The sequence below is a fragment of the uncultured Serinicoccus sp. genome (assembly GCF_947500995.1).
GTDB lineage: Bacteria > Actinomycetota > Actinomycetes > Actinomycetales > Dermatophilaceae > Ornithinicoccus.
This window is the reverse complement of the sequence record NZ_CANMUA010000011.1, coordinates 71,345-83,594: the sequence shown is the minus strand read 5'-3', so window position 1 is coordinate 83,594 and position 12,250 is coordinate 71,345. Positions and strand designations below refer to the sequence as shown.

11 protein-coding genes are annotated in these 12,250 nt (G+C 73.5%); 5 read left to right on the top strand and 6 right to left on the bottom strand.

All coding sequences use genetic code 11. The features are described from left to right. Nucleotides 1–147: 147 nt before the first annotated feature. From Q0967_RS16145 to Q0967_RS16135, 3 genes are all read left to right on the top strand, one after another. Nucleotides 148–1,230: an ABC transporter ATP-binding protein gene (locus tag Q0967_RS16145; RefSeq protein WP_299451090.1), complete on the top strand. Its 1,083-nt coding sequence runs from the start codon at nucleotides 148–150 to the stop codon at nucleotides 1,228–1,230. 316 nt (nucleotides 1,231–1,546) lie between these two features. Next, the gene (locus Q0967_RS16140) at nucleotides 1,547–2,578 is read left to right on the top strand and encodes a type IV toxin-antitoxin system AbiEi family antitoxin domain-containing protein (protein WP_299451087.1); all 1,032 of its coding nucleotides are present in this window, start codon (nucleotides 1,547–1,549) and stop codon (nucleotides 2,576–2,578) included. A gap of 211 nt (nucleotides 2,579–2,789) precedes the next feature. Further along, a complete protein-coding gene (locus Q0967_RS16135) occupies nucleotides 2,790–4,037 on the top strand; it encodes a DUF4032 domain-containing protein (RefSeq protein WP_299451084.1) in 1,248 nt (415 codons plus the stop codon). A gap of 61 nt (nucleotides 4,038–4,098) precedes the next feature. Here the strand turns inward: Q0967_RS16135 and Q0967_RS16130 are convergent, their stop codons facing one another. The 3 genes from Q0967_RS16130 to cysS form a co-directional block, all read right to left on the bottom strand. Continuing rightward, the gene (locus tag Q0967_RS16130) at nucleotides 4,099–4,827 is read right to left on the bottom strand and encodes a Pr6Pr family membrane protein (protein ID WP_299451081.1); all 729 of its coding nucleotides are present in this window, start codon (nucleotides 4,825–4,827) and stop codon (nucleotides 4,099–4,101) included. A 68-nt stretch (nucleotides 4,828–4,895) separates the two neighbouring features. Further along, a complete protein-coding gene (rlmB, locus tag Q0967_RS16125) occupies nucleotides 4,896–5,873 on the bottom strand; it encodes a 23S rRNA (guanosine(2251)-2'-O)-methyltransferase RlmB (RefSeq protein ID WP_298752530.1) in 978 nt (325 codons plus the stop codon). 12 nt (nucleotides 5,874–5,885) lie between these two features. Beyond that, the gene (gene cysS / locus Q0967_RS16120; RefSeq protein WP_299451077.1) at nucleotides 5,886–7,355 is read right to left on the bottom strand and encodes a cysteine--tRNA ligase; all 1,470 of its coding nucleotides are present in this window, start codon (nucleotides 7,353–7,355) and stop codon (nucleotides 5,886–5,888) included. A gap of 136 nt (nucleotides 7,356–7,491) precedes the next feature. Here cysS and Q0967_RS16115 point away from each other — a divergent pair, with 136 nt between their 5' ends. Together Q0967_RS16115 and Q0967_RS16110 are read left to right on the top strand one after the other, a co-directional pair. Next, nucleotides 7,492–8,154 carry a GPP34 family phosphoprotein gene (locus Q0967_RS16115; RefSeq protein WP_299451074.1) on the top strand — a complete coding sequence of 221 codons (663 nt, stop codon included), beginning with the start codon at nucleotides 7,492–7,494 and terminating at the stop codon, nucleotides 8,152–8,154. Nucleotides 8,155–8,258: 104 nt separating this feature from the next. After that, entirely contained in the window at nucleotides 8,259–10,556 is a 2,298-nt protein-coding gene (locus tag Q0967_RS16110) for a TIM-barrel domain-containing protein (protein ID WP_299451071.1), read from the top strand. A gap of 42 nt (nucleotides 10,557–10,598) precedes the next feature. On the opposite strand, the gene Q0967_RS16105 is transcribed toward Q0967_RS16110, so the two are convergent. Genes Q0967_RS16105 through Q0967_RS16095 form a run of 3 tightly spaced genes read right to left on the bottom strand, consistent with a single transcriptional unit; the run spans nucleotide 10,599 to nucleotide 12,248 of the window. Then, nucleotides 10,599–11,075: a hypothetical protein gene (locus Q0967_RS16105; RefSeq protein ID WP_299451068.1), complete on the bottom strand. Its 477-nt coding sequence runs from the start codon at nucleotides 11,073–11,075 to the stop codon at nucleotides 10,599–10,601. A 20-nt stretch (nucleotides 11,076–11,095) separates the two neighbouring features. Then, complete coding sequence (locus Q0967_RS16100; protein ID WP_299451065.1) at nucleotides 11,096–11,923, bottom strand: YidC/Oxa1 family membrane protein insertase; 828 nt, start codon at nucleotides 11,921–11,923, stop codon at nucleotides 11,096–11,098. A gap of 46 nt (nucleotides 11,924–11,969) precedes the next feature. Further along, nucleotides 11,970–12,248 (bottom strand): hypothetical protein, encoded by a 279-nt coding sequence (locus tag Q0967_RS16095; protein ID WP_298752516.1) that lies wholly within the window; start codon nucleotides 12,246–12,248, stop codon nucleotides 11,970–11,972. Nucleotides 12,249–12,250: the final 2 nt, after the last annotated feature.

The window sequence follows — 12,250 nt, the reverse complement described above, 5'->3', positions numbered from 1 at the left end:
ACGTGACGCGCGTCACCGGCAACGGCGCCTCTGACGGCATACCACCGCCACCCTCGCCGCCCGGCGATGACCCAGCGTCGACCGGCGCCGGGTCCGTCCTTTACAACGGATCGTCCGGCACGTACCTGCCGGTGAAGGAGCTGCATCATGGCAACGGTGACCTACGACAAGGCCACACGCATCTACCCGGGGGCGGACAACCCCTCCGTCGACGAGCTCGAGATCGAGATCGCCGACGGCGAGTTCCTCGTCCTCGTCGGCCCCTCGGGCTGCGGCAAGTCGACCTCCCTGCGCATGCTCGCGGGTCTGGAGGAGGTCAACGGCGGCCGCATCCTCATCGGCGACCGGGACGTCACCCACATGCCGCCCAAGGACCGCGACGTCGCGATGGTCTTCCAGAACTACGCGCTCTACCCGCACATGACGGTGGCCGACAACATGGGCTTCGCGCTCAAGATCGCCGGCAAGTCCAAGAGCGAGATCCGTGAGCGTGTCGAGGAGGCCGCCAAGATCCTCGACCTGGAGGCCTACCTCGAGCGCAAGCCGAAGGCGCTCTCCGGTGGCCAGCGTCAGCGTGTCGCCATGGGCCGCGCCATCGTGCGCCAGCCGCAGGTCTTCCTCATGGACGAGCCGCTGTCGAACCTCGACGCCAAGCTGCGGGTGCAGACGCGCACGCAGATCGCCTCGCTGCAGCGCCGCCTCGGCGTCACCACCGTCTACGTCACCCACGACCAGGTCGAGGCCATGACGATGGGTGACCGCGTGGCGGTCCTCAAGGACGGCATCCTGCAGCAGTGCGACAGCCCGCGGCACATGTACGACCACCCGAACAACGTCTTCGTCGCCGGCTTCATCGGCTCCCCGGCCATGAACCTCATGACCGTGCCGGTCGCCGACGGCGGCATCAAGCTCGGTGACTACGTCCACCCGGTGGAGCGCGACGTGCTCGCCAAGGCCGGCTCCGAGCTGGTCCTCGGGGTTCGCCCGGAGGACGTCGACCTGTCCGACTCCGGCCGCGGCCTGCCGATCGAGATCGACGTCGTCGAGGAGCTCGGCGCGGACGCCTACATCTACGGCGAGCTGCCCGGCGCCGGGGCGACGGACAAGCCGTTCATCGCCCGCGTCGACGGCCGCACCCCGCCGAAGAAGGGCGAGATCGTGCACTTCACCCCCAAGGGCGACCACGTGCACCTCTTCAACGCCGAGTCCGGCGAGCGCATCAGCGGCTGACGCCGCCCGCGCCGAGTCGCCGCTGGGTTGAGGCCCCCGCGAGCGTCGCCGGGCTGAGCGCACGGCATACCGAGGCCGCCTGTCCCCTCCGGGGCAGGCGGCCTCGCCGCGTCCGGGAGCGCCCCGCCCTTTCCCACCGAGCGCCGCCAATGGTTACCCACCACCCCACCGAGCGCCGCGCATGGTTGCCCAGGACCCCACCGAGCGTCGCCAATGGTTGGCCACGCTGTCCACATCGTCCGTGGCTGCCCGCGCCCGTCCACAGATCGTCGCGCGTCCCTGGCGAACGGAGTGCCGACGCCCTCAACGTGACCGGATGGCGACGCTCACCGACCTCCCCCTGACCCCGTTCCGGTATGCCGATGCGCTGGGTCTCGGCCTCTCGCGTCAGCAGCTGCGTCGCCTCGTCGGCAGCGGTCGGGTCGTGCGCCTGCGCCGCGGCTGGTATGCCGCGGCCGGAGTCGCCCTGCCCGACGGGGAGCGCTGGGAGCTCACGCGGCGGCACCACCTGCAACGGCTAGGGGAGGCCCTGCTCGATCACCCCGGGTGCGTCGCCAGCCATGCGAGCGGAGGGGTGGTGCACGACCTGCCGCTGGTCGTCTCCCCGCACGCCGACGTGGAGCTCGTGCGCGTCGAGGACGCACCGAGCTCGCGGCGGCTCCCAGGTGTGACGATCCACCACACGGACACGATCGACGTCCCCGTCACGACCGTGGACGGGATGCGCACGACCACGATCGCCCAGACCTGCGCCGACATCCTGCGCACACGACGCCTCCCGCACGCTCTGGCCATGCTCGACGAGGCGGTGCGCGCGTCGACGGTCACGGCCCGGGAGGTCCGGGCCGTCCTCGACACCCAGCGGCGCTGGGTCGGCCGACCCAGGGCGCTCCAGGTCATCGACCTGCTGGACAGGCGTCGCGAGAGCTGGGGCGAGGCATACTCCGCCGGCGTCATCCACCTCGCCGAGCTTGCGCAGCCCATCCCCCAGGTCGAGCTGTATGACGAGCAGTTCCGTTTCGTCGCCCGCCTCGACGGCCTCCTGGACCACGAGCAGGTGGCCACGGAGTGCGACGGTCAGGGCAAGTACCGACTGGGAGCGACGGCGGAGACCGGTGAGCAGGTGGCCCGGTCCGTCCTGGCGGCCGAGGCGGTTCGCCAAGGACGCATCGAGCGGCTGGGGCTGGAGGTCGCGCGCTGGATGACCGAGGAGGCCATGCACACCCCGGAGGTCGTGGCCCAGCGCATCAACGCCGCCCGGTCCAGAGCGCTGTCGCGGCCCTTCACCGGCTGGGTCAGGTGGGAGGGAGAGTTCCGCAGGCTCCCGCTCCTGCCACGCGCCGAGTGACGGTGTGCGCGGCCTGGAGCGACGTCAGCAACCACTCACGACGCCCGGTGCGGACCAGAGCAACCACTCACGACGCCCGGTGGGAACCAGAGCAACCACTCACGACGCCCGGTGGGAACCAGAGCAACCATTCACGACGCCCGGTGGGAACCAGAGCAACCACTCGCGACGCCCGGTGCGGGGGAGCCAGGACGGGCCTACGCTGGGCGGTATGCCGCTCGACATCAGCGCCATCAAGCTGGACCCGGCGATGCTCGACCTCCCGTGGGGGGTGCCGCTGGAGGAGTGGCCGGAGAAGCACCTGGCCGCGCTCCCCCGGGGCATCTCCCGCCACGTGGTGCGCTTCGTGAGGTTCCAGGGGGCGGTCATCGCCGTCAAGGAGATCTCCGAGCCGCTGGCCCGACGGGAGTTCCAGACCCTGCGCAACCTGCGTCGCCTCGACCTGCCGACCGTCGAGCCGCTGGCCGTGGTGTCCGGGCGCACCGACGCCGACGGCGAGCCGCTGGACGCCTGCCTGGTCACCCGGCACCTGAAGTTCTCCCTCCCCTACCGCGCAGTCTTCAGCCAGCGGATGCGCCCCGACACGGCCCGGCGCACCCTCGACGCCCTCGCCGTCCTGCTCGTGCGGCTGCACCTGGCCGGCTGCTTCTGGGGTGACGTCTCGCTGTCCAACACGCTCTTCCGCCGCGACGCGGGAGACTTCGCGGCCTACCTCGTCGACGCCGAGACCGCGGAGCTGCACCCCCAGCTCTCCCCCGGTCAGCGCGAGCACGACCTCTTCGTCGCCCACGGCAACATCGCCGGCGAGCTCATGGACCTCGAGGCGGCCGGCGCCCTGGACGAGGGCGAGGACCCCATCGAGATCGCCAACCGCATCATGCACCGCTACGACCTGCTGTGGAACGAGCTGACCGGCGAGGAGCGCTTCGAGCGCGGCGACCGGTGGCGGGTGGACGAGCGCATGCGTCGCCTCAACAACCTGGGCTTCGACGTCGACGAGCTGGAGATGACCACCGACATCGACGGCGCCTACATCCGCATCCAGCCCAAGGTCGTCGACGCCGGCCACGCCTCCCGGCGGCTCATGCGGCTCACCGGCCTGGACGTCGAGGAGAACCAGTCACGCCGGTTGCTCAACGACCTGGACTCCTACCGCGCGGCGACCGACCGGCTGGAGGACGACGAGGAGCTCGTCGCGCACGACTGGCTGTCCCGGGTCTACGAGCCCGTCACCCGGACGGTGCCGCGCGAGCTGCGCAGCAAGCTGGAGCCCGCCGAGCTCTTCCACGAGATCCTCGAGCACCGGTGGTACCTCTCCGAGCGCGTCCAGCACGACGTCGACCTCGTGGAGGCCGTCCAGGACTACGTCGCGACGGTGCTGCCGCAGAAGCCCGACGAGATCTCGATCCTCGGTGTCGACACCGAGGAGATCCCGATCCGGGCACAGCTCGCGGAGTGAGCGCACGCGTGCGGACCCGGGTCCGTGACCTCAGGTCGGCGGCGCGCAGGTCACGACCCGCTCAGGTATGCCGCCCCGCTCGCGCTGACCGGCCGCGCGCCCGCCCCACCGCGACCACGCCGGTCGCCACCGCACCGATGACCAGGGCGATCCCGACGACGTAGAGCGACACCCCGGCATACCCCGGGGGCGTGAGCGCAGGGTTCTCCGGGTCGAGGAACGGGTAGGGGTACCAGTGGTCGGCTCCGGTCACCGGGTTGGGCACGAGCGGACCGCGGACGAGGGTGTAGGCGACCCAGACGACCGGCACGACCAGGACGCTCCCGACCGCCCGCCAGGGCAGCCCACGGCGCCCCGGCGCGAGGACCACGTCCAGCGCGAGCAGCACCGGGCCCACGACGTGCAGGACCTCGTTCGACCAGGCGACCGTCGTGCCCTGCGGCAGCTCGATACCGCGCAGCAGGGTGTTGTAGACCACCCCGGTGACCAGCATGTATGACGTCACGCACGCGAGCGCGACCGCGAGGGCGGGCGGCTCCCGGCGCGACCCGCGGTCACCCGCCCGCAGCAGCCACACCCCCGCCCAGGTCAGGACGACGACCGACCCGACGTTGGACAGGATGGTGAAGAAGCTGAAGAAGTTGATGGTCGTGAGCTCGAGGTCGCGGCCCGCGTCCGCCGCGCCCCCGATGGTCACCCGCGCCTGGGCGAGGACGGCGGCCAGGATGAGGGCCGCCGAGGCGAGGCGGACGACCGCCCAGGTGGTGGCCCCGACGGGCGATCTCGTCACAGCAGGACGATAGCGGCTCCGGAGGCCACCCGGCCGAGCGCGACGAGGACCGGCCTGGCCCCGGCGGCTCAGCGGGTGCGGGCGCGGGCGATCTCGTAGAGCGTGACCGCCGTCGCGATGCCGGCGTTGAGCGACTCGGTGACCGCCGCCATGGGGATCGAGACGATCTGGTCGCACGTCTCCCGGACCAGCCGCGAGAGCCCCTTGCCCTCGGACCCGACGACCACGACGAGCGGCTGGTCGGCGAGCTCCAGACCCGGCAGCTGCACGTCGCCGTCGGCGTCGAGACCGATGACGAAGAACCCCGCCTTGCGGTAGGCCTCCAGCGCCCGGGTGAGGTTCGTCGCCTGCGCGACGGGGACGCGGGCGGCGGCCCCGGCCGAGGTCTTCCACGCGGCGGCGGTCAGACCGGCCGAGCGCCGGGCCGGGACGACGACGCCGTGCGCGCCGAAGGCTCCCGCCGAGCGGACGATCGCGCCGAGGTTGCGCGGGTCGGTGATCCCGTCCAGCGCCACGACGAGCGGGACGCCCGGCAGCTGCTGGCTCATGAGGTCCTCGGGGTGCGCGTAGTCGTACGGCGGCACCGCGAGGACCAGGCCCTGGTGCACGGCCCCGTCGGTCATCCGGTCGAGCTCGCCCCGCGGCGACTCCATGACCGCGATGCCCGCCTCGGTGGCCAGCGTGATGCTCTCCCGGACCCGGTCGTCGGACTCCATCCGGGACCCGACGTGCAGGGCCGTCCCCGGCACCCCGGTCCGCAAAGCCTCGAGGACGCTGTTGCGCCCGGCGACGAGCTCGGTCGAGCCCTTGGCCCCGCCGCGCCGGCCGCCCTGGCCACCGCGCGAACCCCCCGGACGCCCGCCGGCCTTCTCGCCCGCGGCGTCGGAGCGGCCGGCCCGGCGCGCCGCCGGGTGCCCCACGCGGTCCGCCGCGCGGGGCGTGGGGCCCTTGCCCTTGAGCTGCTTGCGCCGCTGCCCGCCGGAGCCGACGACGGCGCCCTTCTTGTTGGTCGTGCGCGCCGCGCGGCGTCGCTGGTTGCCTGCCATGTCTGTTCCTCCTCAGCGCAGGGCCCAGCGGGCCCCGGCCGGTGTGTCCTCGATGACCACGCCGAGCGCGGTCAGCTGGTCGCGGATGGCGTCCGCGGTCGCGAAGTCCTTGTCCGCCCGGGCTCGTGCCCGCGCGTCGAGCCGGTCCTGCACCAGCGCGGCGAGCACCTCGCCGGCCTGGTCGTCCTCGCCCGGGCCGCCGCCCCAGCGCTCGTCCAGGGGGTTGGCGCCGAGCACGTCGAGCATGGCCACCACCTGCAGGACGGTATGCCGCAGCGCACCGCCGGAGACGGCGTCACCACCGGTGCCGCTCTCCAGCGACCGGTTGCCCTCCCGGATCGCCCCGAAGACGACGGCCAGGCCCTCGGAGACGTTGACGTCGTCGTCCAGCGCGGCCCGGAACGCCTCGGGGAAGGCCTCGTCCACGGGGAGCGCCCGCGACTGCGCCACCACCTCCGCGGCCGCGACGCCGAGCTCCTCGAGCGCCCGCCCCAGGAAGCCCTCGATGCGCTCCACCGAGGCGGCGGCCTCGGTGAGCGAGCCCTCGGCATACTCGATGACGGAGCGGTAGTGCACCGCCCCGAGGTAGAAGCGCAGCACCAGCGGCCGCACGGTCCTCGTCAGCTCGGTGACCGCGAGCGCGTTGCCGAGCGACTTGCCCATCTTGGCGCCCTTGACCGTGACCCAGGCGTTGTGCAGCCAGAAGTTGGTGAAGTCGAGCCCGGCGGCGTGCGACTGGGCCTGCTCGTTCTCGTGGTGCGGGAAGCGCAGGTCGACGCCGCCGCCGTGGATGTCGAAGGCGTCACCGAGGTACTTGCGCGCCATCGCCGAGCACTCCAGGTGCCACCCCGGGCGGCCACGGCCCCACGGCGTCGGCCAGCTCGCCGTCTCCGGCTCGCCCTCCTTGTGCCCCTTCCACAGCGCGAAGTCCCGGGGGTCGCGCTTGCCGCGCGGGTCGGCGTCGCCGGCCGGCTCCATGTCCTCGAGCCGCTGCCGGGTGAGCGAGCCGTAGTCCGGCCAGGACCGCACGTCGAAGTAGACGTCGCCCGAGCCGTCGTGCGCGGCATACGCGTGGCCCTTCTCGACGAGGGTCTCGACGAGCTCGACCTGCTCGGTGACGTGCCCCGTCGCCCGCGGCTCGTAGGTCGCCGGCAGGACCCCGAGCAGGTCGAGCGCCCGGCTGGTCTCCTGCTCGTGCCGGTAGGACCAGGCCCACCACGGCCGGCCCGCGTCCGCGGCCTTGGTGAGGATCTTGTCGTCGATGTCGGTGACGTTGCGCACGAGGGTGACGTCGTAGCCGTGCCCGCGCTCCAGCCACCGCCGCAGGACGTCGAAGGCGACGGCGAAGCGCACGTGCCCGATGTGGGGGCTGCCCTGGGTGGTGAGCCCGCAGATGTAGATGCCGACGCTCCGGCCGTCCGGGTCCAGCGGCACGAACGGCCGCAGCTCGCGGGTGGCGGTGTCGAACAGGTGCAGGGTCACAACAGTCAAGGTTACGGGTCGGACCGGGTATGCCGTGCCTCCCCGCCGCGGCGCCGTCCCCCTCCGCCCGTGGTCGGAGTCCGATCTCCGTCCTGGAGACGACGCGCGCGGCGGCGGGCATGGGTAGCGTCGAGCCATGCTCATCGCCGAGGAGTTCCTGCTCGTCACCCGCGCCGACGACGGCTTCGACAAGGTCGGCCGCGCCGAGCTCGCCGTGGCCGGGGCGCTGCTGTGCGAGCTGGCCCTGGCGGAGCGGATCAGTCTGGACGGCGGCCGCATCACCGTCGTCGACGCCTCCCCCACCGGCGACGAGCTGCTCGACGAGGCCCTCGGCCGGTTCGCCGAGCGGGCCGGGAAGAAGCCCAAGGACGTCCTCGCGCGGATCGGCCGCGGGCTGCCGGGCCGGGCGCTGGAGCGGCTGAGCCGGGCCGAGGTCATGCAGGAGGAGCAGGCCCGGGCCCTCGGGGTGCGGTGGTGGTCGCGCTGGCGGGTCGTCGACCCGCTGCGGCGCGACCGGCTGCGGGCCGAGCTGCTCGCGGTCCTCACCGGGCGGCAGGAGCCGGACGGGCGCACCGGCTCGCTCGTGGCCCTGCTGCACGCCACCAACGCCCTCCAGCACGCCCTGCCCGCGGAGGCGCGCGACGGCATCCCCCTTCGCGAGCTGCGGCGGCGGGCCAAGGAGGTCGCCCGCGGGCGGTGGGCCGCGAGCGCGGTGTCCGAGGCGATCCAGGCGGCGACCGCGGCGGCAGCGGCGGCAGCGGCGGCCGTCGCCGCCGGAGGCGCGGCCGCGAGCAGCTGACCGGGCGGGGACCGAGGGACGGGCCTGTCCCGGACGAGGGGCCCGGACGAGGAGCGGCGCAGGCTCTGCGGAGGCCTGCCGGTCGTGCCCCCTAGGGTTGCGGCATGCCGATCGTGCACCAGAACGACCGCTGCCGTCTCACCGCCCTCACCCCGCACCTGCTGCGGATCGAGTGGTCCCCGAGCGGCACCTTCACCGACGACCCCACCCAGGTGGTGGTCGACCGCGACCTGTGGGGCGCCGACCGCGGGGAGCTGCCCCTGCAGGTCGAGCCGTGGCGCGGCGGGGTCCGGGCGGTCAGCGACGGCTTCGAGGTCCGCTACGACGGCGCCGACCCCTCCGCCGCGGGGCTGAGCGTGCAGGCGCGCGGCGGGCTCACGTCATACCACTCCACCTGGCGCTTCGGGGAGCCCGTGGACGCACCGCTGCCGGGCACGACGCGCACCCTCGACGACGCCGACGGGCCGGTCCCGCTGGAGCCCTCGATCCTGTCCCGCAGCGGGCTGGGCGTGCTCGACGACTCGCGCTCCCTGGTGCGCACCGGTCCTGAGCTCACCGACCTGACCCCGCGCGAGCCGGGCGCCGTCGACCTCTACGTCTTCACCCACGGGCTGGACTTCCGCGGCGCGCTGCGCGACTTCCACGCGCTGACCGGGCCGGTCCCGCGGGTGCCGCGCTTCGTCCTCGGCAACTGGTGGAGCCGCTACCACCCCTACTCCGCCGACGAGTACGCCGCGCTGCTGGACCGGTTCGCCGCCGACCGGCTGCCCTTCTCGGTCGCGGTCATCGACATGGACTGGCACCTCGTGGACGTCGACCCGCAGATCGGCAGCGGCTGGACGGGCTACACCTGGAACCGCGAGCTCTTCCCCGACCCGCAGGCCTTCCTCGACGACCTGCACCGGCGCGGGCTCAAGGTCACCCTCAACGACCACCCGGCCGACGGGGTCCGGCGGCACGAGGATGCCTACCCGGCGATGGCCCGGGCCATGGGCATCGACCCCGCGAGCGGCGAGCCGGTCGAGTTCGACCCCACCTCCGAGCGGTTCTGGCAGGCCTTCTTCACCCACGTCGCAGGCCCGCTCGCGGAGCAGGGCGTCGACTTCTGGTGGATCGACTGGCAGCAGGGCACGCACACCGCGCTCCCCGGGCTCGACCCGCTGTGGCTGCTCAACGAGCGCCACTTCGCCCAGCAGGCGGCGGACGGGCTGCGGCCGCTGGTCTTCTCGCGGTATGCCGGGCCCGGCTCGCACCGCACGCCCATCGGCTTCTCCGGCGACTCGCTCATCAGCTGGGAGTCGCTGGCCTTCCAGCCCGAGTTCACCGCGAGCGCGGCCAACATCGGCTACGGCTGGTGGAGCCACGACATCGGCGGGCACTGGGCCGGCGCCAAGGACGTCGAGCTGGCGGTGCGCTGGGTGCAGCTCGGGGTCTGGTCGCCGGTCAACCGGCTGCACGCGAGCGCCAGCCCCTTCCAGGGCAAGGAGCCGTGGCGCTTCGGGCCCGAGGGCGAGCGGCTCATGGGCGAGGCCCTACGGCTTCGGCACCGGCTGCTGCCCTACCTCGCGACGATGGCCGAGCGGGCCGCCGTCGAGGGCATCTCGCTGGTCGAGCCGGTCTACCACCGCCACCCCGGGCGCCCGGAGGCGTATGCCCACCGCGCCACCTTCTTCTTCGGCGAGGACCTGCTCTGCGCGCCCGCGGTGACCCCGCGCCTGCCCGGCGTCGAGCTGTCGGCGACCCCGGTCTGGCTACCGCCGGGCCAGTGGTCCGACCTCGAGACGGGCCGTCGCTACGACGCGGGCGAGCACGGTCGCGAGCTCACGGCATACCGCGACCTGGGCAGCACCGCGGTCTTCGCGCGGGTCGGCACGGTGCTGCCGCTCACCGGGGGCGAGCCGGTCAACGGGGTCGACCTGCCCGAGCACCTGGAGCTCGTGGTGTTCCCCGGCGCCGACGGCAGGCACCTGCTCGTCGAGGACGACGACGGCCCCGAGGCCACGCGCCTGCTCGCGCGCACACCCCTGCGCTGGGACGACGCCGGTCGCCGGCTCGTCGTCGGCCCGGGCGAGGGCGACCTCGGCGTGCTGCCGGCCACCCGCACCTGGAGCGTGCGCCTCGCCGGGTCGGACGAGGTGCACACCCTGCGCGACGTGCCCGTGGGCGAGCAGGTCTCGGTGGAGCTGCCCGACCCGGGCGCGCCCGACGTGCTCGGCGAGTGCTTCGCGCTGCTCGACGCGGCGCAGGTCGAGCACGCGGCCAAGGAACGCGCCTGGGTGGTGCTGCAGCGCGGCCTGGCCGAGGGCGGCGGCGGCCCCGCACGGGTCGCCGACGAGCTGCGCTCGGCCCGGCTCGACGACGCCCTCGTCGGCGCGCTCACCGAGATCGTCACGGCTGGCTGAACCAGCCAGACGCGTAGGCCTCCGAGGTGGCCGGGCGGTGGGCTACGTCGCGGAAGGCGGCAGCGTGTCGGCGGGCCGCCCGTCGCCCCGGTGGGTGAGCCACCACTCCTGGAGCTCGGCGAACTCGCGAGGTGGGAGGCTGGCCTGGGGGTACTCCGTGCCGTCGTCGGCGACGACCCAGGCCATCTGGTTCAGCACGCCTCCCCGCATCCGGAGGTCCGCGACCCGACTCCACGGCAGGTCGAACGACTTCGAGCGCGCCACCGGCTCGTGGTGGCGGAGCCGGTGCCCGTCGGCCTCGGTGTAGCGGGCGTGGAAGCTCCAGAGCAGCAACGCCATCATCACGACGTTGAACGTCATGGCGACGGTGAGGAGGACGGACCAGAACTCCCATCCCGAGAGCAACCCACCACCCGCCACGACGGCCAGGGCCACCGCGCAGACCACCAGGCCCAGGGTCAGCATCACGGTGACGCTCCTCGGCGCGTGCCGCCACCGGCGCTGTCGCGGCTGGTCCATCGCGCCAGCCTAGGGCAGTCCTAGCCCGCGGGGGCGGGTGGCACCGCGCTGATGCGGCGCAGGCTCGCCCGCTCGAGGAGACCCCATACCGCGCTGGTCACGAGGTAGAGGCCCGCCGCGAGCGGCAGCGACACCACCGCCAGCACGGTGAGGAACGACATCAGCGGCAGCACCTTGGTCATCTGCTCCATCGAGTCCTGCATCGCCCGCTGCGCGTCGGTGAGCCGCTCGCGGGCGCCGGGGTCGAGCGCGGCCGAGCGCTCGCGGTCCTGCGCCATGTGCCGCCGCATCTGCCGGGCCGCGAAGGCCGCGACGACGAGGGTGAGACCGATGAGCACCAGGAAGACCCAGCGGTCCCCCGCGCCGGCGGTCAGGAGGTGCTCGGACAGGCCCACCCCGAGGAAGGTGTGGTCGAGCAGCTCGTTGTGCTGGCCGTGGATCTCGGGGGCGGTGAACAGTCGGTACACCATCGAGAAGATGGGGATCTGGATGAGGATCGGCAGGCAGCCCGGGAGCGGTGAGACCCCCTCCTCGCGGTGCAGGTCGAGGATCGCCTGCTGCAGGGCGCGGGGGTCCTCCCCGTGCTCGGACCGCAGCTCCGCGATGCGCGGCTGCAGGTCGCGGCGGCGGACGGTGCCGTGGGCGAGGCCACGGTTCATGGGGTGCAGCGCGAGCCGCACCGCGAGGGTGAGCGCGATGATGACGATGGCGGGCGGCACCCAGGCGTCGAGCGAGGCGAGCAGGTCGTGGACGTGGATGAGCAGGGGGTCGAGGAAGGCGAACACGCGGGTCTCCGGAGGGCGCGGGCACACCGCTGAGGTATGCCGTGGGCAGGGGCTGGTGGTCATCCCGGCTCCTGCCGACGGTCAGTCCTGACCGGGTCGCGGAGCCGGGTCAGCCCCGCCCGGGTGCCCGCGGCCGGACCCAGCCGGAGCGGTCCGGGTCGCTGGAGCGCACGCCGGCGCCGCGGCATACCTCGTTGTGGTGCTGCACGGAGACGACCTGGGCCCGCAGCGGGAGTGCTCCCCGGTCGGCCGCCAGCGCGACCACCGCGGCCGCGGCGAGCGCGACCAGCAGGTGGTCGGGCGTCGTGGCGGCCGAGAGCAGCACGACGACCGCCAGCAGCGGCAGCAGCACCCCGATGAGGGGCAGCCGGTCGCCGCGGGAGGTCATGG

Excerpts from the sequence above, each read along its gene's own strand:
- Q0967_RS16145 (WP_299451090.1), top strand. The coding sequence starts at position 148 with ATGGCAACGGTGACCTACGACAAGGCCACACGCATCTACCCGGGGGCG.
- Q0967_RS16140 (WP_299451087.1), top strand. The coding sequence starts at position 1,547 with ATGGCGACGCTCACCGACCTCCCCCTGACCCCGTTCCGGTATGCCGAT.
- Q0967_RS16135 (WP_299451084.1), top strand. The coding sequence starts at position 2,790 with ATGCCGCTCGACATCAGCGCCATCAAGCTGGACCCGGCGATGCTCGAC.
- rlmB (WP_298752530.1), bottom strand. The coding sequence starts at position 5,873 with ATGGCAGGCAACCAGCGACGCCGCGCGGCGCGCACGACCAACAAGAAG.
- Q0967_RS16115 (WP_299451074.1), top strand. The coding sequence starts at position 7,492 with ATGCTCATCGCCGAGGAGTTCCTGCTCGTCACCCGCGCCGACGACGGC.
- Q0967_RS16110 (WP_299451071.1), top strand. The coding sequence starts at position 8,259 with ATGCCGATCGTGCACCAGAACGACCGCTGCCGTCTCACCGCCCTCACC.
- Q0967_RS16105 (WP_299451068.1), bottom strand. The coding sequence starts at position 11,075 with ATGGACCAGCCGCGACAGCGCCGGTGGCGGCACGCGCCGAGGAGCGTC.
- Q0967_RS16100 (WP_299451065.1), bottom strand. The coding sequence starts at position 11,923 with ATGACCACCAGCCCCTGCCCACGGCATACCTCAGCGGTGTGCCCGCGC.
- Q0967_RS16095 (WP_298752516.1), bottom strand. The coding sequence starts at position 12,248 with ATGACCTCCCGCGGCGACCGGCTGCCCCTCATCGGGGTGCTGCTGCCG.